Raw genomic sequence first — 21254 nt, 5'->3', positions numbered from 1 at the left:
CCTCTACCTTGGCAGAAGCCTCTCGAAAAATTAACCCCTGGAAGAGTTGCTCAAGCTATGGGTGGAGTTTTTGCGGTGATTGGTACTCCAGCCCAACCACCCAAATCTCGCGGAAAGTCTCCAGGCTGGAAGACGGATCAACCACGTAAACGTAGAATTCGCTACCCCATAGTTAAAAAAACTACAACCAAGCCCCGCAAAGAGCAATCAGAATCTGCTTAGTAGTGTAGATTTTCATCTCTGAAGTCTGTTTCTTTTCAACTCAGCGTTGCTGAGTCTTTTCTTGTTGCCTAGTCTAAACTCCAGGAGGAACTACCATAATTCTTTCCTTATTGGAATAATCTTTACAGCCCTAACTAGGGAGTTACTTTCCAGAAGCGAATCAAGCCAGCTTTTTCGTCATGAATACGCTGTTCGGGTCATGAATGTAGTCAGCGAAGGGGCCTCGGTACTCGAACCCATACCGTATCCCGCTGTGAATAACTTTTACCAAAAACTTAAGTTACGCAACAGAATTACTGCTGCCACTAGCTACACCTTGCGATGTAATATCGTACCGCATATGAGTGGGAACCGCTATAGTTGAATTTAATTACCAAATATTATTGCCCTGCTGTAAATACTCACCTCGCCAGCTCATACATAATCACTTTTCCTTTCCAATTTTCTTCCACAAATACCAAATACTCACCATTTGAACGACGAAAAGCGCGGATACCGTAAGGTATATCAATCCAGCCACTTTCGCCGCCAACTTCTGGGCCTGGTTTTAACTGTTGTACTTGTGCTCCCGTCTTGGCATTGTAGACATATACCTCGGCGGTTTTAACTGTCACGGCAAATACATAATCTCCCGCCACACTCATAGCCGCCGTGGACACTTCGCGTTTGCCGGTGGTGTCGTAAGGAATTACAATCCGCCAACGAGGAGTACGATTTCCTTTACTCCAATTGTCAAAACGGGCAATCTCAGATCCAGCAACTCCAGCATCGTCACCGAATGCAGGGTGAGCTACTGTAAAGCCTGACAAATACATACTATCTGTTTCGGGGAAATATTCGATCCGCCGCAAGTCGTTAAATATGTTGGGAGTAGTTTGCTTTTCCATCGAACTATAGCTGTAGATGGGGTTGCCTTTAGGATCTATTCCCTGTAAAGGATAGTGGCGAATGCCATCTTCTGTTCGTAAAGCTTTCCAAACATCTCCTTTGCTGTCTACCCACCAGCCGCCGATATAAGGATAATCTTTGCTGGTATCATATTCGTTCTTTTCAAATTTGCCATTACCGTTGCGATCGCGCCAGATCCATTCCCCTTTTTCTGGTTGATACGGTGGCCAATTTCCGGTGATAAATGGTTTATCAGCGCCATTGCTACCGACAAACATTCCTGCTGGTATAGCTACTTTACCATCTGTGCCTGGATTAAAACGATATATTTGCAGGAAGCTGTTATACATATCTGTGAGGAACAAAAACGGCTTCCCTTGGATGCGGCGAACAAAGGTTCCATCTGGCGATGTATGCAGACGGGGATCTTGAGGATATTTGAAAGCATTTAAGGTGTAGGCTTTGTAAGTCCATTGCTTACCAGCAGGCTTACTGTAATCCATTAGATAGTGTTCTTGTTTGGTGAATACATCTGCACCATCAGTTTTAGGATCGGCATCTGCATTATCGACGAATATCAATCCTAGCGATCGCCACATTAGTTTTCCCGATGGCGAAAATTTCCGCAAATCTGTTCCTGATTTGTTGAAACCATTACTATTTATATAGATATTGCCTGAAGCATCTGTACCAACTCCGGTAAGTCCATAAAGTTTTAAATCTTGAACTTCACCAGGAACTCCTGCATAGATACCGCCTTTCGCACCAAAACTACCCACCTGCGTCGGCTTATCTTTGATGTCATAAATCAACATTTGCTGACGCGGCCCATTTTCTGCCACTAACAGCTTACCTTGATGATTAATTGCGATCGCAGTTGGTTCAACAATATCTGCAATCTGTTGGGGTAATTGCTTTCCACTCGGCGAATAATGAAGAATCTTGGCAGGCTTACTACCATTTTTGCTTTGAATAATCCACAGATTTTTTTGTGGATCAATAGTTATTGCTCCGGGATTAGCAAAGGTAAAGCTGCGTAGTTCCTTCATCGTATCAGTATCATAGACACGAATCTGGTTGGTAGCAAAATCACTCACATACAACTCGCTTCCCACAGTTGCTAATCCAGTGACTTCACCTTTAGTACTGGTAATTAACATACTTTTATCCCAGCCACGCCCTTCAGGAAACGGTGCAGGTTTTCCCGACAAATCATAGCGTCTAACGCAATGCCAAGTTGTTCCTTCTGCTGGGTAATCTTCATTGGTTTTGCCCTTCGATCCCTGAGTCATGGCAATGTAAATATATTTACTATTTACTGTTACAGCTTTGCCACCTCCACGACTCCAGCCGTGAGTATCCCCAATAGCACCAATAACCTTACCATCCTTATAGATAGCTGCTTCCATTCCCGCCTCATCCCAATGGCTGTTAGTATAAACTGTGCCATTAGGGGCAATATACATTGCCTCAATATTGTTTTGTACCCGCAAATTTCCACTGCCAATCGTGTTACCTATCCACGATGTTTTATAGGTAGATGTGGATGTTCCCGTATTGTGTTGTATCGGACTTTCACTGGCAATAGTATTACTTATCGAGATTTCTTTGTGTGTAAGTGTGGGTGTTTCAGTATTGTTTTGTATCGGACTTTCACTGGCAATAGTATTACTTATCGACGATGTTTTGTAGATAAGCGTGCGTGTTCCAGTTGTCGCCCAGTCTGTTGTAATTCCAAGAGTAGTAACAATTACTCCAACAGTCAGACTGAGTAAAAAGTTGAAAGTTTTACTTTTTTGTATATATCTAATCTTAAATATTGTTTTGAGGTGCTGGTTGAGTCGGTGACGGAGTTTTATTAACTGCGTCAGTAATTTATTTTTCATATATTTTTTAAGCTTTTAATTATTTATATACAATCATTTTTTCGGTAATCCGCAAAAAATATAACTATTTTGAATTGGCTAAGATACAGGCTATCCATAGACATCACATTTAATAGCAAGTTTTACATAAGCTTTATAAAACTGACCTGATTATTTGAAATTTCAACTAATACATTTAAGGTATTAATATTTACCTATTATTTACTAGCTATGGTAAAAATTAATACAAAATAATTCTGAATTTATTACTTTTTATCAGCTTTTCTCTCTCCCTATATAGCATTCAACTTTCTTGATTGGCAGGTATCATATATGTCTAGTTAGGTGTTGTTTGGTTACTAAAAATACAGTTTCAATTCCTTGTTGACGTTGACATATAAATAGTTTATAAATTGGTGTTCTATACAAAAGCTCTTATTGATAATGTATATTTGAAAATTTTAGTGATTTCGGTTTGTATACAGATGTAGACGCGCACGACTGTGCGCCTGTTTTAATATATTTATAGGAAATACATCAATGGGAAATAAATCAGAAAACTTTGCTTCATCGTCTGCATCTATTCTCACCCTTGGATTGGGCTGGTTTCCCAAAAGTCCCGGTGGACTAGAAAGGTATATTTATGAACTAACTCATAAATTAGCAGCAAATCAAGACCAGGTTGAATTATGTGGAGTCGGTCTACCAGAGGCGGAAATAAATTCGCCAATTAAGCTGACTAATTTGGCTTCTGTTGATAGTGCTATTTGGCAAAGATTATGGTCAATTCGCACTAATTTCCAGAAAACAAGAATAAGCAAACCAGATGCTATTAATCTGCACTTTGCATTATATAGCTTTCCTATTTTAGATATTTTACCAAAGGGAGTACCAGTTACTTTTAACTTTCATGGGCCTTGGGCTTCTGAGAGTCAGCAAGAGGTAGTTAATAAAAATCTCAGTCTTTTGATCAAGCACTGGCTAATAGAAAAAAATACTTATAATCGCTGCGATCGCTTCATTGTTTTGAGCAAAGCATTTGGTAAAATTCTACATGATAAATATCAAGTACCGTGGAGCAAAATTAATATTATTCCTGGTGGAGTTGATATTAACTGGTTTCAGCCAAATTTATCACCCCAGGAGGCTTGTACAAAGTTAGGCTGGCCTAGTAATCGCCGGATAATATTTACATCCCGCCGCTTAGTACATCGAACCGGAGTTGATAAATTATTGCAAGCACTGGCTATAATTAAGCCCAGAATACCAGATGTTTGGCTAGCGATCGCAGGTCGTGGTCACATCCAATCTGCACTACAACAACAGGCTACAGAGTTAGGACTAGATGACAATGTTAAATTTTTAGGTTTTCTACCTGATGAGCAATTACCTATAGCTTATCAAGCTGCTGAATTGACTATTATGCCTAGTCAATCTTTTGAAGGATTTGGATTAGTAATAATCGAGTCTCTAGCCTGTGGTACTCCTGTTTTATGTACTCCAGTTGGGGGAATGCCAGAAATTTTATCAGAATTCTCACCCGATTTAATTACTACTTCGACCGAAGCCTCAGCCATTGCTGAAAAATTAGAGCAAGTGCTTTTGGGAAATATCCCCATACCTTCACGAGAAGCCTGTCGCCAGTACGCTACTACACACTATGATTGGAATCAAATCGCCCAACAAGTACGGAAAATTTTATTAGCTTAAAGAAGTGATTGTAATAGCTGACTTTTTAAGTTATGTGGAAAAGTCCACCAAAAACCTAACCCCCTTACCGACGCGGTAAGGAGGAAAATTCAAAGTCTCCTAAAAGGAGAGAGAAATAGAAGTGAGGTTTTCCAGATGCCGTGAAAAGTCAGATTGCAATAAATATTAGGGGCACTACGCGGGCCAAAATTAGCTAAAGTAGAGGTTTTATGAGAATTCTTTTCTTAGACCAAAGCGGTAAACCAGGGGGTGCCGAATTATGTTTAATAGATATTGCTAAACCTTATGGCGATCGCGCTTTGGTAGGTTTATTTGCAGATGGGTCTTTTAGAACTTTATTACAGCAAAATAATATCCCAGTAGAAGTTCTTGCAACTCAAGCAATCCAAGTTCGCAAAGAAAGCAGTTTGCTACAAGGATTCAAGAGTCTAGGACAACTTGCACCTTTGATTACTAAGGTAGTTAAAAAAGCCCGTGAATACGATTTAATCTATGCCAATACCCAAAAAGCATTAGTTGTAGGAGCATTAGCAAGTTTTTTCAGCCGTCGCCCTCTGGTTTATCATTTACATGATATTCTTTCCACAGAACATTTTAGTCAAACTAATCTTCATGTTGCTATTAACCTAGCTAATCGTTTTGCCTCATTAGTAATTGCTAATTCACAAGCTAGTAAAACCGCCTTTTTACAAGCGGGAGGAGACCGAAATATAGTTGAAGTTGTCTATAACGGCTTTGATCCAAAAATTTATCAACCTGATGAGTCTGACATCAATAAATTACAGCAACAGTTAGGGTTAGAAGGAAAATTTGTAGTCGGACACTTTAGTCGTCTTGCACCTTGGAAAGGGCAGCATGTTTTAATTGATGCCCTTGCCAAATGTCCACCAGAGGTGATAGCAATTCTAGTGGGTGATGCACTGTTCGGCGAACAAGATTACGTCCAAAAGTTACACCAACAAGTTTCTGAACTGGGACTAGAAAACCGCGTTAAATTTTTAGGATTTCGTTCTGATATTCCCCAGTTAATGGCAGCTTGTGACTTGGTGGCACATACCTCTACTTCCCCAGAACCCTTTGGTAGAGTGATTGTAGAGGCGATGCTATGTGGAAAACCTGTAGTTGCAGCAAAAGCTGGAGGTGTAATGGAATTAGTAGAACATGGACTTAATGGTTTTTTAGTGACACCAGGAGAACCCCAGGAACTTGCACAAGTAATTATCACCTGTCTTCAGGAGATGGAAATAACTGCAACTATAGCCAATAATGCCAGGGCTACCGCTAGTCGGCGTTTTGATATTGCAATTATTAATCAACAAATTGCCCAACTACTATCCGACAGATTATAATTACCTGATTAATCTAATCTACCTAGATACAACAGCAGAGTCTGTCTCATGCAAATGGGATCTCTCAGTTTGGGTTTGCAAGTAACGATAGAGACGATTCAGGGCATTTAGATGAGCGTAAGCTGCGGCTACTACAATATCAGTATCAGATGCTTGTCCAGAGAATATCCGCTCTTGATGCTTCAAACGAACTGTGACTGTTCCCAGTGCATCAATTCCTCCAGTCACAGATTGGACAGAAAATTCAATCAGTTGATTGGGAATCTGCACCAATTGATTGATTGCTTGATACACCGCATCCACCGGGCCTGTGCCTACACTCGCATCTGTGAGAATTTTGCCCTCAGGAGTGACAATTGTAATGGTTGCAGTTGGGCAAGTGCAGTCACCACAAATTACTTGGACGTGTTCGATTTGGAAGCCACTTTCTACTTGAATCTGCGTTTCATCTCGAACGAGCGCTTCTAAATCCCAATCTGAGATTTCTTTTTTCTTATCGGCCACTTCTTTGAACCGATTGAAGGCTTTATTCAAGTCCGCCTCGTTCAATTCAAACCCCAATTCCTTGAGCCTTGTACGGAAAGCATTTCGTCCAGAGTGCTTGCCCAAAACAATGCGATTTTCTGGCAAACCGATCGCAGCAGCTTCCATAATTTCATAAGTCTGGCGGTGCTTGATGATCCCATCTTGGTGAATACCAGATTCATGGGCGAAAGCGTTTGCTCCCACGATCGCCTTATTGGGTTGAATCAGCATCCCAGTTAATTGGGAAACCAAGGATGAAGTTTTGTAAATCTCCTGAGTCTTGATATTAGTCAGGGGTGTATCGGCATCAACCGGACGACCAAAGTAAGGATTGAAAAAGGGTTTGCGAACCTGCAACGCCATGACAATCTCTTCTAAGGCTGCATTGCCTGCTCGTTCCCCAATGCCATTAATGGTACACTCCACTTGACGCACGCCATATTCAATTGCTGCCAAAGCGTTAGCTGTCGCCAAACCCAAATCATTTTGGGTGTGAATGGAAAGAATCACCCCATCGATATTGGAAACATGTTCTCGAATTCCCTGAATCAGAGTTCCGATTTCCTTGGGTGTGCAGTAACCAACGGTATCAGGAATATTAATTGTAGTTGCACCTGCTGCGATCGCTGCCTCCAAAACTTCATACAGAAACTCTGGTTCAGTGCGGCTGGCATCCATTGGTGAAAATTCTACATCGTCTACAAACGACTTAGCATAGGCAATCATTTCTGATGCGATCGCTAATACTTCGCTACGAGATTTTTTCAACTGATATTGCAGGTGAATATCGGAGGTAGAAATCATTGTGTGGATTCTGGGACAAGCCGCTCCCTTCAAAGCTTCGGCGGCTGCGTGAATATCCTGGCGAATGGCTCTAGCTAAACTGCAAATGATTGGCCCACCAGGTATTCCAACTTGTTCAGCAATGCTTTTAACAGCTTGAAAATCTCCCGGACTAGCAACAGCAAAACCGGCTTCAATCACATCGACACCAAGGAGAGCTAGTTGATGAGCGATCGCTAATTTCTCTTCTACATTGAGGGTTGCGCCCGGTGACTGTTCACCATCCCGTAGGGTGGTGTCGAAGATGATAACTCGGTCTGGTTGAGATGCGATGCTCATAACTGTCTCCCGTGGTATTGAAGGGATGTTTAAAAAGCTGACTTTGGATATTGTATACAATCTTTTGGATTTTGTATACAATATTCAATATGAACTTAAATGACCTAGCAGCGAATGTGCTGCAACAACAACGCAGTACCCCAGATTTAATTGCCGATGCTTTGCGGGAAGCGATTCTGGGCGGCATTTTTCAGGAAGGACAATCTCTGAGACAGGATGAAATCGCCACTCAGTTTGGCGTTAGCCGCATTCCCGTGCGCGAAGCCCTCAAGCAGTTAGAAGCAGAAGGATTAGTGACACTGCATTTAAATCGTGGTGCGATCGTATCGGTGTTGACAGCACAAGAGGCGCAAGAAATTTGTGAAATTCGCAGCGCTTTAGAAGTGAAAGCGATGCAGTTGGCAATACCCAAGTTCAGGGAAACAGATATAGAAAAAGCTGCTGTGATTTTAGAAGCGACAGATCAAGCAACTGATGCAGGTGTGTTGGCAAAACTCAACTGGGAATTTCACGCAACGCTGTACACCACTGCTGAACGTCCCCGGTTGCTGACAATGATTAAAACTTTACACGTGAATTGCGATCGCTATGTTCGCGTACAATTAGCGCAGATGGATTACCAAGAGCGATCGCAAAAAGAACACTATCAACTCCTAGATGCTTGTCAAAAGCAGGATACAAAAGCTGCTATCAGGTTACTGAAACGACATATTGACACCGCAGGAGAACAGCTAATTGCATACTTGCAGCAAATTGCTCAGAAACGCTGATTCTTGTTGGAACGAGATGATCTAGCAGAACAGATTAAACCGGAAATTACCACTATCCTGTTCAACAAACCTCTCCCTACCTTGAACTAAAGTTCAAGTCTATCCCTCTCCGACTCGGAAAGGGACGGTTTTACATTGTAAAACCAGGGAGAGGTCTTTTTATTCAGCTCACGTTGTTCAGAGAAATAGGTGGTCATCCATGAAAAAACTGATCCAGCGTATTAAGAGATTGCTCCAACGTATCTTCAAGAGTTTTGCATCCACTCCTCAGCAACCATCACCCTTAATAAATTCTCGCCCTTTAGACACTTCTATTCCCAGTGTTTCTCCCCGATGGGAGTCTGGTTTGGTGCTTGTGTGTTCACAATGTGCAAACGAGCAATCAGGCTCAACGGCTTCCGAAGACTTAGAGAATTGGTTAAAATCACGTTTAAAATTTGAGGGATTATGGGGGGAATTTCGGGTCGCTAGCACCAGTTGTTTAGGAGTTTGTCCAAAATCCGGCATTACTGTCGTTATTGTAAGTAATGGAAGTAGCGGTAATAGTCCATGCTTAATTGTAAATCCTCGGAGCGATGTCTACGACGGGCTACGCCTACGCGAACTTCTTTACTCACGCATCAAACAGAATAAAGATTGATTTTGCAGCTTTACTAACGCTGAGATTAGGATATTTATTTCACGAAATTTTTGAATACAAAACTATGTTTTTTATTACACAATAGTTCGGTTAAGTGGCAAAGCAAAAAGGGGTGAATTAAAATATTCACCCCTTAGCTTTTTCCCACAAGAGAAATGAAGAATACTTATCCAAATCTCATCTCTAAACGATTACTACTTTAAGCGAGGTATATTTGGTATTACCAAAGTACTTGAGGAATTAGTGCTTCGGGCATTAGTGCTTGAGGAAGCAGTAGTTGGAGAACTAAGATTCAAGAAATCGATGAGTTTGAGAGTACGTTTACGAATTTTCCAGCGCCGATTTTTATTGATAACTTCATCTTCATAAGTACCATTAGCAACATCAATGCTGGTTTCCGAACGTTTGTGAGTTGCATGGAGGTAAGAGGTCATCGTTGCTTGATTATTTTGAACTGAAATGTTTATCGTACCTATCAAGTGTTGGGTAGCTGTATAACCATTTCCTTGGAATACTGAATAGACAAAATCTGCCCAAGAATCTGTTCCAAAACGTGTTTCACTCGCCCCATCAGGAAAAATGGCAGTGAGGACTGAATCTTGAGTAAAACAATCCCGATAAATATTCTTTCCCTCTAGGAGATTTCCTCTACCAATAGCATCAGTTCCTAACGCGTAACAAGATGTTAATTTTTGAATTTCTAATTCTGCGTTAGGTTGAGATGCACTTGCTAGTTCAAACTTACCTCCAATAAACAGCACAAGAGTGACTGCAAGCACAATCAAAGTTATACGATTTAACAAAAACGAGATAGCCTTTGGAACTATTCGCCCACTTTCTCTTCTCTTTTCCACAGGATGACCACCTTAATTTTTACAATTTTCGTATCTTGTACTTGCTGTAAACTCAAGTTTTTGCTGGACTTGTTAGCTCATAAAAACTTGGCTAAAATCCTTGGGAATTTAGCGAGAGCTTACTTTGATATCAGCTAGTAAATTAATTTACTAGTAAACAAGAAAAATAGTACAAGATTTGATGTATGTAATTATTTATAACAGATAAATGATGAAATTCTGGGTATTAATTATCACTGCATTTGTGTTGATTTGATTAAGTAATAAAGTTATCATCTGCATAGTTTTATGAAAAAGTAAATAACCTTTGCTTGACAATTTTTTCCAACTAAAATAGAGTTACTATAGCAATATTTAAACATTCGTGATATGAGAAATACACGACTTATTTGAAAAGTTGCGTATCTGCGGATATAGCTTTGCTAATGGGTCTCTAGCGTGAGAAATTATTCTCCCAAAACGGGAATAGAAATTATAAATTCTGTTCCTTGTCCCAACACTGATTCACAAATCAAACTTCCACCGTGATTTTCTACTATAATTTGGCGACTAATAGATAATCCTAATCCTGTACCTTTTCCTACACATTTAGTAGTAAATAAATTTTCAAAGATACAGGCTTTAACCTCTTCTGACATCCCCTTAGCATTATCTTGAATCTTAATTATCAGATTATTATCTTCATCTATCTTAGTTAAGATAGTAATAGTATTAGGGTGATTGTCTTGAATTTCTATAAAACTACGACCAATATTTGCTTCTTCTAAAGCATCAATTGCATTTGCAATAACATTCATAAACACCTGATTCAATTGTCCTAAATAACATTTGACTAGTGGGATATTTTCGTACTGCTTAATGATTTGAATTGCCGGACGATTATGATCAGCCTTTAGCCGATGCTGTAAAATCAATAAAGTACTATCAATACCTTCATGGATATTAGCTAATACTTTAGAGGTAGTATCAGCCCTTGAAAAAGTACGAAGGGAAGTACTAATATTACGAATGCGCTGTGTCCCTACTGTCATACCATCAATCATTTTTGGTAAATCTTCTAGCAGGAAATCTATATCTATTTCTTCGGCTTTTTCTTCAATTTCAGCACCAGGATTTGGGAACTTTTCTCGGTACAGTTGCAGATGCCCTATTAAATCTTTAACAGTATCTTTTGCTTGGAATATACTACCTGTAATAAAAGCAACCGGATTGTTTATTTCGTGTGCTACACCTGCTACTAAATTACCCAAAGAAGACATTTTTTCACTTTGGATAAGTTGTAGTTGTGCCTCTTGAAAATCTTTTATTAACTGTTCTAATTCTCTAGATTTGTCTTGTTCTCTTGTGTACAATCGGGCATTTTGTATGGCAATAGCCATTTGAGAAACCAAGACTTTTAATACCTCTACCCTTTCTGGGACAAAAGCTCCTGATGATATCTGATTTTCTAAATAAATAATACCTGTAAGCTGTGATTGGTAAATAATGGGCAAGCAAAAGATTGATTTTATTTTAGATTCCTGAATATAAGTATCAAGGTTAAAAGGTTCTGTAGCTACTGCATCATTTAATACAAGATATTGCTGAGTTCGAAAAACGTAATTAATTACAGAGAGCGGTAAATCCTGATAGGTTTCAACAGGAATAGAGCGTAAAACTGTCACTACATTGTCAGCAAGATTTCCAGAAGCTTCGATATATAGTTGATTATCTTTAAGTAGAAGTAGTACTGCTTTTTGTGCAGCAGCATTTTCTAGTAAAATTTTGATTAGCTTGCTCAACAAATTTTCTAAAATAATTTCATTGGTAATCGCTTGCGAAAACTTGATGAATGCATTAAAATCCAAAAAATCACTCAAGCTGCTATTAGTAGTCGTGGTAGTGGTAAGGTGAATTGTATCTATTTTTGAAGTAGTAGTTTCTATCGTATTAGTTTGTCCTACTAGAAAAACATACTTTGATTCTAAGTATTTAACTTTAGCGATCGCACCCCAACGAATATAGGCATAATAAGCTTTAGTTATATAAGTTTGATGAATTAACTCTTTACCTAAAGATTGATAAAATTTTCCTGCTAACTCATAGGCTAAAGCTTCCTCTTGGAGAAAACCATTTTCTTGAGATTTTGCAATAGAGTTTTCATAGTAGTCCATTGCTTCAAGCTTTTGACCCAAAACCTGATAACGTTCTGCCTCCACGAGATAAAATCTATGTAAGTGATTCGTTGGAGCATGATTAGCCCAGAGTTCCATCTTTTGCTGATTAGCTTGGACTTTTTCCAGAATAGCTTGCTGCTCAGACTCTTTAGCAGTATGATATATTGCCAAATGGGCTAAAGAATCATAAAAATAGAACAGTGGAACAACAAACAACCCTGTAACACCACCTAAAGATTTTTCTGCGATCGCAGCGTTTTCTACAGCTTTAAAATACTCTCCAAATATGTAAGAAAGCATTAGTTTATTAACAAATAAATGATTAATTGTGTAGAGATCATTTACTTGCTGATGAATTGGCAGCATAGTTTGCTCGTCGTAGGCTTCTCCAATTAAACAGTCCGCAATTTCAAAATTCCCTTTCAAGTTTAAAACTGTTTGTAAATATACTGAGTTCCAAGTTAAAGCTACTTGTTGGTTAATTTTTTTCAGTGATTCACAGTAAGCTACCAGTTCTTTTTCCAGAACCCAAAGTTCCTTACCCAGCCAAAATGAATGGTAGGGATAAATGTAAGCACAATAGCCAGCATATTCTAAATCTCCGGTTTCTAGTCCACTAGAATATCCTGCCATTGATGATGTTAGTGTTTCCCTAACATGCTCTTTCCAATGCATAACATGAGCGCTGACAACCGTCAGAATCTTAGCCTTGAGTTCTTGAGAATCAAATTGTGACACTAGACTTGAAGCCAACTTACCAAATTCATAGCCAGAATCAATTTCTCCTTGAACTCCACAAAGAATTAATCCATAAAGACTATAACCATAGGCAGATACAGCCGTATTGCCATGCTTTAAGGACAAATTGACCATTTTACAGACAATAATTGGCATCATTGCAGGAGCAGTTTGAAAAGCCGCAGGGAGAACCCCCATTAAGATTCTCATAGCTGCAATCTTGTTAGGGTCGGTCATTAATGGTAAGTTAATTAAATCTGCAATGGCTTTCCCTTTCAAAGAAGCAGCGATTTCATCCATCCCCTGCTGAAAATCAGATGATGTCGGTTCATCTGGAAAATTTATTCCTAACAATTGTAGAATTGATACTGCTATTTTGATGGCTTCTAGTTGTTTGCTTTGAATAATAGAAGCGATAATCTGTACTTCATAGACTTTAACTTTATCTAAAAGGATTTTGGCTTCTTGCTGCGCCACCTCAGCCCATTGTTGCATCTGCTCAAAATTACCGCCCAGATAGGCTGCCTCTGCGGCTCCTTCATATAAACCTATGGTTAAGGTATATTCAGTTTGCCAAGCGTCTATATTTAAAAGTTCTATCCCATTTGTGAAGTACTTAAGAGCAGCTTCGTAAGCTGTAGAAGCTTTAGCTTTTCGCCCTGCAATTAAATTTAATTGTGCCAAATCAGTTTTCTCAGATTGCTCTATCAGGTTAACAATACCTACATTCAACTGATTGACAATATCAAAAATATTAGCTTCTATTTCCTCTTTAGGTATATTTTGTAGAAGCAATTGTCCAATTTTCAGGTGAGTAGATTTCTTTAGTTCTTCTGGAATCAACGAATATGCTGCTTGTTGTACTCTGTCATGCAAGAACTTGTAACCCACCCGTGAAGTGTCGAAATTTAAATTGACCGCTTCTTCTTGATTAAAAACCAAAGGAATGCGGTAAGCCTCACTTAAAGGCAGAATTAATCCTGCTTGCAAAGCCGAGTGTAAATCATTTGCCGTCAAAGAAGCCGATTTTTCATTGACTATTGATAAAACATCCAAGCTAAATCTGTCACCCACGCAAGCCGCTAGTTTTAAAACATCTTGGGTGAGCTTTGGTAGCTTTTGAACTCGACTTGCAACCAGTTCAACTACATTTTTATCGGTAATTCCGATTGATTGGATATCCTCTAAGCTCCATTGCCATTTAGCATTAATGAAATCAAATGTTAAAAGTTTTTCTTGATGAAGTGCTTGAATTAGTTGTGTTATAAAAAATGGGTTGCCGCCTGTTTTATTAGAAATTAATTCAGCTAGTTTGATAATTTGATTATCAAATACTCTGTTTTCGGAATCATAATTAACTTCTGTGTCCTGTAGAGTTTCTGCAACTAATTGAGTCACATTCCCTAAATTTAAAGGTTGCAAGACAATATTATTGACAACCGTGCCACTCTTTTTAATTTCTTCTATTTTTTGGATTAAAGGATGTGCCGGACTAACTTCATTATCTCTATATGCCCCAATAAATAACAGATATTTGCTGTCTGTATCAGTTATGAGCAGTTGAATTAAATTCAAGGTAGCTGAATCTGCCCATTGTAAATCATCTAAAAAGATGACTAAAGGATGTTCTTTTTGGGTAAAAACTTGGATAAATTCTTTAAAAACATGGTTGAAGCGATTTTGTGATTCCGTTGCACCAATTTGGGCAATTTCAGGCTGTGTACCAATGATTAGCTCTACTTCTGGAATTACCTCAGTAATAACTTTTCCATTTGTTCCTAAAGCTGATAGAATTTTATTCCGCCATGTTTCTATTTTTTCATTATTTTCAGTCAGCAAATACCGCATTAAATAAGCAAAAGCTTGAATTAAAGAAGCATAAGGGATATTTCGCTTTAATTGATCAAATTTACCAGAAATAAAGTAACCTTGTCTGCGAGTAATGGGTTTATTAACTTCGTTGACTAGAACTGATTTGCCAATACCAGAATAACCAGAGACTAGCATCATTTCACTAGTTCCAGATGTAACGCGCTCAAATGCAGCTAAGAGTTCATTAACTTGTTCTTCACGACCATATAATTTTTGTGGGATTAATAACTGGCTTAAGATATCTAAACGACCTGGAACAAAATCATTAATTGTACCCTTAGTTTCTAACTGGTTGAGACATAATTCTAAGTCTGCTAATAATCCTGTGGAACTTTGATATCTGTCTTCCGCATTTTTCGCCATCAGCTTCATGACAATTTCTGAGACGACGGCAGGAATTTTTGGATTTAATGTCTGCGGTTTTATTGGTTGAACAGCAATGTGACTATAAACTATTTCTAGGGTGTCTTGGCTAAAAAATGGTGTTTTCTTAGTGAGCATTTCATACAAAGTCACACCAAGAGAATAAAAGTCAGTGCGATAATCGATAATGCGATTCATTCTCCCAGTTTGTTCAGGAGACATATAGGCAAGTGTGCCTTCAACGCAGTTAGGGTTAGTAAACTGAGGATTTTCTTTATTGAGGCGGGAGGCTATACCAAAGTCAGTGAGTTTAACAATACCTGTCTGGGAGTTAATGATAATGTTACTAGGTTTGATATCTTTATGAATAATCTGGTGCTTATGCAAATAACCTAGAGCTTTTGTCAGTTGAATAACAATGTTTAAATGCTTGATTAAGTCAAAATTTTCTGTCTGTAGAAGTTGATCTAAAGATTGACCACCAAAGTCTTCTAACAACAGTCCTACACGATTATCAAAGGTTTCCAAACTAATTGCTTTAACTATATTGGGATGGTCTAAAGTTTGCTGAATTTGATACTCATTTTTAAGGCGAGTAAAGGCTTCGAGGGTTGGGTATTCATTTTTAAGCAACTTGAGGATAACTCGCTGTTGCGTCTTTGGGGTTTGTGTTTGATAAATAATTGTTTGGATTCCTTCATGGAGAGTCGAGTTGATTTGGTATCCAGTACGATTTGGCATTGATTTTTGACTATCAAGTTACAAAATTAGCATCACCCCTTGTCTTGTCATCAAAGGGGCTCTATTTTAATTATTCCCAGTACGTAGAAAATTATTAACATTGAGCTCCCGTATCTAAGGGTTATAAATTAACCTTGTAACAAAAACCAATGTCTACAGCCCGACTGTAACTTTTACGCTAACCGCAGATAAGGACACTTCTGTAAAAACCCAGAAGCCTTATTGTGAGCATCTAGGTTATGAGTATGTGCTGGCGTAGGTCGAATAATGCCATCAAATAAGTCATCTAACCCATAAGGAGTAAAAAATTGCCATTGGCCTTGTGTATCTAGCCGAACTCCCACAGCAGTAGCAGTGTGCAGCCAATCTGTGATGCCATCCTCTGTACTAGTGTAGGATCTGCTACCAAGCCGCCAACGAGCAAAACTGGCTTGATTTTTGACATCAAACTGGTCATGAGGAAATTGTTCTGTAAGAGTCGCCTTTGCTGCTAGTTCCTGAGAACGGTTTCCCTCTATATCAAAGAATGCAATATCAAAATCTTTAATACCTAACCCACACTCATTACCAAAAATTGAAGACCAAACTGTGTTTCGGACTGCACCCCCGGCTAACCACCAGTTAGGTAAATTTAGTTGAGCGATCGCAGGTAATACTGTATTAATACGTGTATCAGTTAAAATCATCTGTAGACGAGTGTTACTATTCATATCAAATTCCTGAAATTGTCAAGTAGAAGGTGAAAATATTATTATTCACATTTCATTAAGCTTACGGTGTTGATAGTCCTGCTATGACACTTGGCAGGTCAATATTTTTAGGGTAACTGCTGAAGTCATAGTATAAAGAGAACAGGATTTTACGGAAGGGTAAATGGTGAATTTAGAATTTAGAATTTTTATCTATGGAAGATTTATTCGCACGACTAGAACGCACACTCAATCCTGAACTGCCTTCTCTAACAGAGTCACAACAAAAACTTCTACAAGAACTTAGCATTGATGAAAATCAACCCGGTACGATTCTGCATGATTTTCAAACTTTGATAGATTTCTTGCAACCAAATGGAGTGGAAGTTAGTAGTGTTAATAACCTTTTACCACTTAAAGTACTATCGGAAGTTAATTCTCGGTTAAGTCACCCAATTGAAATTAAACTCAAACGCCCTGTACAGAAATCATACCCCTACATTAATGGACTATATTTGTTATTACGCAGTTCTGGGATAGCCCAAATTAGATCCCAAGGTAAGAAGCAAATTTTAGTATTAGACGCAGCTACCTTAGAATCATGGTCAAATCTCAACTCAACAGAACGCTATTTCAACTTATTAGAAGCCTGGTTAATTTGGGGAAATAACGAAATTTTGGGTGAGCATCAAGACTCATTCGGTAATTTATTTAGATGTATTCAACTTTGGCCCCGCGTTCCAGATAAATGTTTAAAGTTTCCTAAATATGAAGACCAACACAATATTAGTTATGACCCTGGTCTGCATAATGTTGCTCTATTAGAGTTATTTGGATTGATATCAATCAAGCAAGGGAAACCACAAGAAGGCAAAGGGTGGCGCATTACTAGTTTACAACGCTTGCCCTTTGGTGATGCTCTTTTGCAACTACTATTTCCGCTAGGGATACGAGGAGAATTACAAGATGATGTAAATGTGAATTTTGGAAAATTGCAGCCACATTTACAACCATTTTTTCCAGAGTGGGAGCATAATTTATTCGTTCCAAAACAAGGCTTCACTAATGGTATTTATATTTTTAAAGTGTCTATTTTTCAAGCTTGGAGAAGCATTGCCGTACCAGCAAAAAAACCACTATGCTGGCTAGCAGAGACAATTCTCGATGCTTTTGATTTTGACTATGACCACTTATATGAGTTTAGTTATAAAGACCGTTTTGGTCGCACAATCAAAATAGGTCATCCCTATATGGAAATCCCCCCATTTGCAGACCAAGTGCAGATTGGTGACTTGTCTTTAGAACTAGGTGCTAAAATGACCTATCTTTATGATTTTGGTGACAGCTGGAAATTTGATGTACAGTTAGAAGCAATTAATCCGCCTGATAATAAAATCAAAAAACCAAAGATTTTAGAAGTTCACGGAAATGCACCTCAACAGTATTGGAGTGAAGATGATGAATCAGATGATGATGAGGGAGAGTAATTATACTGTTTTAGTAACTCGATTTATATAAAAGTACCCCTAGTAAAATTAATGTCACTTTCTAAATAAGTGATAAGATAATAATTTTTATTTTACCCAACTGAGCTGTCGAAGTAAAAGACAGAATTTTATCAGTAAAGTGATTTAATAAACCTATTAAATTATTTAAAATATCAATATTGAACTCAAATTATAAGCTGAGTTTGTATATCATAGAGTTTTACTTAGTTATCTGACAATGATGTGAAAAACAGCTAACACGGTATCAATATTTTCCCGTAAAATCTTACTGGACATATCGAATTATGTAATTTAGGTAAAATTGGATAATAAACTTAATTTCAGTTCATTCTCGAAAGTTTTAACAGTTATTTGCACACAAGGTTGATGAAAAACGATACACCACAAGATTTAAACCAAGACCAAGAGATTGGACGCTTGATTGATGAAGTAATGTCTTCATCTCTGACTGATGAACAGTATCGCAAAAAGATGCAGCGGCGTAAGGAAGTACAGGATCAACGCATAGCACAAGCTGTACCAGAAAAAGGATTAATTATTGTAAATACTGGTAATGGTAAAGGTAAAACTACTGCGGCTTTGGGGATGGTGTTACGATCGCTTGGTCACGGGTATAAAGTTGCGATCATCCAATTTATCAAAGGTAGCTGGGAACCTTCAGAAAAAAGGGTTTTCAGTTATTGGGAAGACCAGATAGAATTTCACGCAATGGGCGAAGGCTTCACCTGGGAAACTCAAGACCGCGATCGCGATCTTGATAAAGCTAGCGCCGCGTGGGAGAAATCATTAGAATACATCCGCAACCCAGACTTTCATCTGGTGTTGTTGGATGAAATCAATATTGCCCTCAAAATGTCTTACTTAGAAGTGGATGATGTTTTAGCAGGTTTGGCGCAAAAACCAGCTAATAAGCACGTTATTCTGACAGGTAGAGGCGCACCAGCTGCTTTAATTGAGCGTGCTGACCTCGTAACGGAAATGACCCTAGTTAAGCACCCTTTCCGCGATCAAGGCGTTAAAGCGCAACCAGGAATTGAGTATTAACTTGAAGATTATTTGCACATTTGCAACGTGCGGCGATCGCTAGCAGTGATGGAATTTAAGCGATGAAAGTCTTGCAAAGCCACCGAGTAAGCATAAGAGTTTAACTCATCTTCACCGACTTGAGGCAATCTATTGCTTGCAGCTACCTGATTCGACTGAGCAGAACTGGCTTCATTTGACGAAGTATTAACCGTCATCGCCAACTCTCCTGATGGGTTGAGTGTACCCTGAAAACAATTAAACTCTGATTGGGGCATATACAATGCACCCGTTACCTTATTCTGCTGCTTTTGAAATATGATGTAACCTTGACCAAGCTGGTTAGATTTTGGGGATTGACCATAGAGGTAAACCCCATCTTTTACAGGAAAAACTGCTTTTGGTAAAACTTCTGTCCCTTTTGTAGCTCCCTGAGAACTTGGAACCAACGCTGTGGTTGTAGGTAATGTTTTTCCGCTCTTATGGACAAAAAGCCCTCTATCTCCAGAAGCTGCATTCAGTTGACTTCTCTGCTCTCTAACTCTTCTTAGCTGCGACAAAAGAGAGTTTTCGGAGGTTTTCTGAATCTGAGCCGATGATAATGGAGAATCTGTAACTGATACTACTTGAGTTTGCTTGGCTATACAGCCCAAACCGAGAAGTAAGCCTAAGCCCGCGAGGGAAATTCCCCACTGACGGGGAGATAAGAACTGATGAAGGTTGTTAAGCACCCTACTTCTCCTGTTAAAAAAATAACTAAGTTCTCTAGAACTTACTTAAATCATAACCAAGTCTTAATTGTCAAAGACTTTGTTAACGACTTATATTACTATTGTCCAAAAAAGAAAACTGTCAAAAACTAAAGTTTTTATTTAATTTAGTTCAACAATCTTAGATTACCATCAGTTAGAGTCTTTATTCTTCATCCAATAGATTCATCCCATTGGGTGAGGTTAATCAGAAATTAAAGGTTCTCAATTAACATCGTTTTTTGGCATTTTGTTTTTTACTTTTTAATAAATAAAAATTACTGACACTATTTTCTCAGATGCATCACCGTATAAATACAGTGTGAAATGTGAAATCTAAATATTTTCCCTGGTTATCAGCATAAAAAAATCGCCCCCTGAATTCAGGAGGCGCATCACCAAGGTGGTTTAGAGACGCGGCATTTTGCGTCTCTCGTTTTAGCTAGCAACGTATTCTTTAACATTGGCACGACGGCGACGCAGATGAGCCAAAGCTTGATGTTCTAACTGGCGGACGCGTTCACGGCTGAGATTCAATCTCTCACCAACTTTCGCCAATGACATTTCGTTACCATCTTCTAAACCAAAGCGTAGGGCTAAAACTTCTCGCTGTTGTGGAGTTAGCTCTGCTAGCAGGTTGTTCAAGTCTTGGCGTAAAAATTCCTGGTTGGTGTAATACTCTGGCGATGGGCCGCTATCTTCGAGCATTTCTTGCAACTCAGTATCCTGGTTATCGCCAACTTTAACATCCAAAGACACTGGTTGACGCGCCATGTTCAGGTACTCGCGGATCTGAGCAGGTTCTAATTCCAGTTCTTTGGCAATTTCCGCTGGAGTGGGCGATCGCCCCAAGGTTTGAGCCAATTCGCGCTGCACTTTCTTGATTTTATTCAATTTCTCAGTGATATGGATCGGTAACCGGATGGTGCGACCTTGTTGAGCGATCGCTCGGGTAATCGCTTGGCGAATCCACCAGTAAGCGTAAGTTGAGAACTTATAACCCCTCATTGGGTCAAATTTCTCAACACCCCGCTCTAATCCTAGTGTTCCTTCCTGGATTAAATCCAGAAATTCCATATTCCGCTTTTGGTACTTTTTAGCAATAGCAACAACCAAGCGTAAATTCGCTTCGATCATTTTTTGCTTTGCCCGTTTACCTTGCGCCACCGTTTGTTGCACCTCGGTTTCCGATTGTTGAACATGATCAGCCCACTCTGACATATTCGGTTCGCGGTGCAATTGCTTCGCCAAAGCTTCTTTGGCGTCGATGAACTTCATCATTTGTTGTACCTGCTTCCCATAGACAATCTCTTGTTCACGGGTTAACAGTGGTACACGACCAATTTCCCGCAGATAGGTTCGCACCATATCAGCCGTGAATTTGGTATTGAGGTTTTCCGTTTGGGTGTTGACAGTAGGCATTGGTGCGTTTTCCTCTACTCCGTAAACACAAAGTATATTTTCTTACTA

The 21254-nt window shown here is 39.0% G+C and carries 13 protein-coding genes and 1 pseudogene; 7 read left to right on the top strand and 7 right to left on the bottom strand.

The genetic code is table 11. The annotated features are described in order from the left end of the window. A pseudogene (locus F8R90_RS14495) lies at positions 1-222 on the top strand (NF041680 family putative transposase); the annotation flags it as partial. Positions 223-623: 401 nt separating this feature from the next. On the opposite strand, the gene F8R90_RS14490 reads toward F8R90_RS14495, so the two are convergent. Continuing rightward, positions 624-2996, bottom strand: coding sequence for a hypothetical protein (locus F8R90_RS14490; RefSeq protein ID WP_196510718.1), 2373 nt, complete (start codon positions 2994-2996; stop codon positions 624-626). A gap of 519 nt (positions 2997-3515) precedes the next feature. Here F8R90_RS14490 and F8R90_RS14485 point away from each other — a divergent pair. After that, complete coding sequence (locus F8R90_RS14485; protein WP_196510719.1) at positions 3516-4685, top strand: glycosyltransferase family 4 protein; 1170 nt, start codon at positions 3516-3518, stop codon at positions 4683-4685. 209 nt (positions 4686-4894) lie between these two features. Then, complete coding sequence (locus F8R90_RS14480; RefSeq protein ID WP_196510720.1) at positions 4895-6034, top strand: glycosyltransferase family 4 protein; 1140 nt, start codon at positions 4895-4897, stop codon at positions 6032-6034. Between the two features lie 18 nt (positions 6035-6052). Here F8R90_RS14480 and F8R90_RS14475 read toward each other — a convergent pair whose 3' ends face one another. After that, positions 6053-7675 carry a 2-isopropylmalate synthase gene (locus F8R90_RS14475; protein ID WP_196510750.1) on the bottom strand — a complete coding sequence of 541 codons (1623 nt, stop codon included), beginning with the start codon at positions 7673-7675 and terminating at the stop codon, positions 6053-6055. Between the two features lie 95 nt (positions 7676-7770). On the opposite strand from F8R90_RS14475, the gene F8R90_RS14470 reads away from it, so the two are divergent. Continuing rightward, positions 7771-8451, top strand: coding sequence for a GntR family transcriptional regulator (locus F8R90_RS14470; protein WP_196510721.1), 681 nt, complete (start codon positions 7771-7773; stop codon positions 8449-8451). A gap of 199 nt (positions 8452-8650) precedes the next feature. Beyond that, entirely contained in the window at positions 8651-9091 is a 441-nt protein-coding gene (locus tag F8R90_RS14465) for a (2Fe-2S) ferredoxin domain-containing protein (protein WP_196510722.1), read from the top strand. Positions 9092-9285: 194 nt separating this feature from the next. On the opposite strand, the gene F8R90_RS14460 is transcribed toward F8R90_RS14465, so the two are convergent. The 3 genes from F8R90_RS14460 to F8R90_RS14450 form a co-directional block, all read right to left on the bottom strand. Further along, positions 9286-9945, bottom strand: coding sequence for a nuclear transport factor 2 family protein (locus tag F8R90_RS14460; RefSeq protein WP_196510723.1), 660 nt, complete (start codon positions 9943-9945; stop codon positions 9286-9288). A 446-nt stretch (positions 9946-10391) separates the two neighbouring features. Next, on the bottom strand, positions 10392-15815 hold the full coding sequence (locus F8R90_RS14455; RefSeq protein ID WP_196510724.1) for a trifunctional serine/threonine-protein kinase/ATP-binding protein/sensor histidine kinase: 5424 nt from the start codon (positions 15813-15815) through the stop codon (positions 10392-10394). A 173-nt stretch (positions 15816-15988) separates the two neighbouring features. After that, a complete protein-coding gene (locus tag F8R90_RS14450) occupies positions 15989-16525 on the bottom strand; it encodes a nucleotidyltransferase family protein (RefSeq protein ID WP_196510725.1) in 537 nt (178 codons plus the stop codon). Between the two features lie 194 nt (positions 16526-16719). On the opposite strand from F8R90_RS14450, the gene F8R90_RS14445 reads away from it, so the two are divergent. Together F8R90_RS14445 and cobO are read left to right on the top strand one after the other, a co-directional pair. Next, positions 16720-17991: an IS1096 element passenger TnpR family protein gene (locus F8R90_RS14445; protein WP_196510726.1), complete on the top strand. Its 1272-nt coding sequence runs from the start codon at positions 16720-16722 to the stop codon at positions 17989-17991. A 387-nt stretch (positions 17992-18378) separates the two neighbouring features. Next, positions 18379-19056, top strand: a complete 678-nt coding sequence (cobO, locus tag F8R90_RS14440; RefSeq protein ID WP_196510727.1) for a cob(I)yrinic acid a,c-diamide adenosyltransferase — start codon at positions 18379-18381, stop codon at positions 19054-19056. A gap of 8 nt (positions 19057-19064) precedes the next feature. On the opposite strand, the gene F8R90_RS14435 is transcribed toward cobO, so the two are convergent. Further along, complete coding sequence (locus F8R90_RS14435) at positions 19065-19766, bottom strand: hypothetical protein (RefSeq protein WP_196510728.1); 702 nt, start codon at positions 19764-19766, stop codon at positions 19065-19067. Positions 19767-20222: 456 nt separating this feature from the next. Continuing rightward, positions 20223-21206, bottom strand: a complete 984-nt coding sequence (locus F8R90_RS14430; RefSeq protein ID WP_196510729.1) for an RNA polymerase sigma factor, RpoD/SigA family — start codon at positions 21204-21206, stop codon at positions 20223-20225. Positions 21207-21254 lie beyond the last annotated feature (48 nt).

The organism is Nostoc sp. NZL (genome assembly GCF_015714705.1).
GTDB lineage: Bacteria > Cyanobacteriota > Cyanobacteriia > Cyanobacteriales > Nostocaceae > Nostoc > Nostoc foliaceum_A.
This window is presented reverse-complemented; position numbering and strand designations above follow the sequence as displayed.

Coding starts and splice junctions, on each gene's coding strand:
- F8R90_RS14490 (WP_196510718.1), bottom strand. CDS start 2,996: ATGAAAAATAAATTACTGACGCAGTTAATAAAACTCCGTCACCGACTC.
- F8R90_RS14485 (WP_196510719.1), top strand. CDS start 3,516: ATGGGAAATAAATCAGAAAACTTTGCTTCATCGTCTGCATCTATTCTC.
- F8R90_RS14480 (WP_196510720.1), top strand. CDS start 4,895: ATGAGAATTCTTTTCTTAGACCAAAGCGGTAAACCAGGGGGTGCCGAA.
- F8R90_RS14470 (WP_196510721.1), top strand. CDS start 7,771: ATGAACTTAAATGACCTAGCAGCGAATGTGCTGCAACAACAACGCAGT.
- F8R90_RS14465 (WP_196510722.1), top strand. CDS start 8,651: ATGAAAAAACTGATCCAGCGTATTAAGAGATTGCTCCAACGTATCTTC.
- F8R90_RS14455 (WP_196510724.1), bottom strand. CDS start 15,815: ATGCCAAATCGTACTGGATACCAAATCAACTCGACTCTCCATGAAGGA.
- F8R90_RS14450 (WP_196510725.1), bottom strand. CDS start 16,525: ATGAATAGTAACACTCGTCTACAGATGATTTTAACTGATACACGTATT.
- F8R90_RS14445 (WP_196510726.1), top strand. CDS start 16,720: ATGGAAGATTTATTCGCACGACTAGAACGCACACTCAATCCTGAACTG.
- cobO (WP_196510727.1), top strand. CDS start 18,379: ATGAAAAACGATACACCACAAGATTTAAACCAAGACCAAGAGATTGGA.
- F8R90_RS14430 (WP_196510729.1), bottom strand. CDS start 21,206: ATGCCTACTGTCAACACCCAAACGGAAAACCTCAATACCAAATTCACG.